We start from the raw sequence: 1,105 nt of genomic DNA, 5'->3' as shown, positions 1-1,105 counted from the left end.
AGATGTGTATAAGAGACAGAACTCGATCCGCGCGGCTTCTCGGCGGAATGGGCGCTCGTTCTCGCCGCCGCGCATGTCACGCGCGTCAGCCTCGGCGTCCAGACCTTCGCGCCGCACATCCAGCAGGCGATCGGCCGCATCCAGCCGCTATCGCACATCGAGCGCGTCGTTGCCGGGCTGCGCCTCCGCGATATCGACGCCATCAACTTCGATCTGATGTACGGGCTGCCGGGCCAGACGCTTGCCGATCTCGACGAAACTCTCGACGAAACGATCCGTCTTGCACCTGTCTCTTATACACATCTAGATGTGTATAAGAGACAGGGCCATGGCTGTCCTGTTTCTCGGGCTGGTGACCTGGCCGTTTCGCAAAGGCGCGCGGCGCCACCACGACGACGCTGCAAACATGATCTTCAAGGAAGACGAGCATGGCTGATCCCGAAAATCTCCCGGCCTCCGCCGAAGGGCACCGCGTCGACGAGGCGACGGGCACGCGCACGGTCGGTCACGAATGGGACGGTATCGAAGAGCTCAATACGCCGCTCCCGCGCTGGTGGCTCTGGACCTTCTATATCTGCATAGCCTGGGCGGTCGTTTATGCGGCGCTCTATCCGGCCTGTCTCTTATACACATCTAGATGTGTATAAGAGACAGATGGCTCACCGTCGTCTGGCTCTCCTATCTCGCGGTCTTCGTCGGCACGATCGTCCGCCGCCGCGAGCCCCATATCTATGTCGCGAACTGGTTCTACCTCAGCTTCATCACTGTCTCTTATACACATCTAGATGTGTATAAGAGACAGCCCACGGATCGAGCTGGTGCTTCGTGCGCAGCACCTCGGTCGTTCCGGCAAACCAGTGCGCGGTCGAGCGGATGAAATAGCGCTTTGCATCGACGGTCACGGCCAGCCCGTTCTGATTGACCGGGATATCGACCCCTGCCTGCAGCGCGAATCCCAGCGAATCGCTCATCTTCTGGCGCGTCGCGCCCAACGCAACTGCGGTCGCGCCGGGCTTCTCATCGATGAAGATGAAGTAACTCGGACCGGCGCCGACATAGGGCTGGATCTGTCTCTTATACACATCTAGATGTGTATAAGAGACAG

Annotated in this window: 2 protein-coding genes and 2 pseudogenes; 3 read left to right on the top strand and 1 reads right to left on the bottom strand. The window is 59.5% G+C overall.

Features of this window, described 5'->3' with window-relative positions; all coding sequences use genetic code 11:
- Positions 1-90 precede the first annotated feature (90 nt).
- The 3 genes and pseudogenes from CDQ92_RS22000 to CDQ92_RS20580 form a co-directional block, all read left to right on the top strand.
- Positions 91-207, top strand: a pseudogene (locus tag CDQ92_RS22000) (hypothetical protein); the annotation flags it as partial.
- Between the two features lie 121 nt (positions 208-328).
- A complete protein-coding gene (locus CDQ92_RS20585; RefSeq protein WP_336596125.1) occupies positions 329-436 on the top strand; it encodes a cbb3-type cytochrome c oxidase subunit 3 in 108 nt (35 codons plus the stop codon).
- Positions 429-617: pseudogene (locus CDQ92_RS20580) on the top strand (cbb3-type cytochrome c oxidase N-terminal domain-containing protein); the annotation flags it as partial. The gene CDQ92_RS20585 and the pseudogene CDQ92_RS20580, both read left to right, overlap by 8 nt.
- 144 nt (positions 618-761) lie before the next feature.
- Here CDQ92_RS20580 and CDQ92_RS20575 read toward each other — a convergent pair.
- A partial coding sequence (locus CDQ92_RS20575) for an OmpW/AlkL family protein (RefSeq protein ID WP_336596124.1) occupies positions 762-1,105 on the bottom strand: 344 nt, incomplete at its 5' end.

It is taken from the genome of Sphingopyxis bauzanensis (assembly GCF_002205675.1).
GTDB lineage: Bacteria > Pseudomonadota > Alphaproteobacteria > Sphingomonadales > Sphingomonadaceae > Sphingopyxis > Sphingopyxis bauzanensis.
Note: the sequence above shows the minus strand (reverse complement) of the source record. Positions and strands in the feature narration are given on the sequence as shown.

Excerpts from the sequence above, each read along its gene's own strand:
- CDQ92_RS20585 (WP_336596125.1), top strand. The coding sequence starts at position 329 with ATGGCTGTCCTGTTTCTCGGGCTGGTGACCTGGCCGTTTCGCAAAGGC.